At 37.0% G+C, this 403-nt stretch carries 1 protein-coding gene; it reads right to left on the bottom strand.

The window, feature by feature from the left end; all coding sequences use genetic code 11:
* Positions 1 to 69: 69 nt before the first annotated feature.
* A complete protein-coding gene (locus tag C487_RS20635) occupies positions 70 to 219 on the bottom strand; it encodes a hypothetical protein (protein WP_019444655.1) in 150 nt (49 codons plus the stop codon).
* Positions 220 to 403: the final 184 nt, after the last annotated feature.

The raw sequence follows: 403 nt of genomic DNA, 5'->3' as shown, positions 1-403 counted from the left end.
GTGTGTATTTCTCATTTTCCGTGATTTTCAGTTTTCTCGCCATATTCCAGGTCCTTCAGTGGGCATTTCTCATTTTTCACGTTTTTTAGTGATTTCGTCATTTTTCAAGTCGTCAAGTGGATGTTTCTCATTTTCCATGATTTTCAGTTTTCTTGCCATATTCCACGTCCTACAGTGGACATTTCTAAATTTTCCACCTTTTTCAGTTTTCCTCGCCATATTTCACGTCCTAAAGTGTGTATTTCTCATTTTCCGTGATTTTCAGTTTTCTCGCCATATTCCAGGTCCTTCAGTGTGCATTTCTCATTTTTCACGTTTTTTAGTGATTTCGTCATTTTTCAAGTCGTCAAGTGGATGTTTCTCATTTTCCATGATTTTCAGTTTTCTTGCCATATTCCACGTC

It is taken from the genome of Natrinema pallidum DSM 3751 (genome assembly GCF_000337615.1).
GTDB classification, from domain to species: Archaea; Halobacteriota; Halobacteria; order Halobacteriales; family Natrialbaceae; genus Natrinema; species Natrinema pallidum.
This window is presented reverse-complemented; position numbering and strand designations above follow the sequence as displayed.

What these genes read in the sequence shown, in the direction of transcription:
- C487_RS20635 (WP_019444655.1), bottom strand. Translation starts at nt 219, where the DNA reads ATGGCGAGGAAAACTGAAAAAGGTGGAAAATTTAGAAATGTCCACTGT.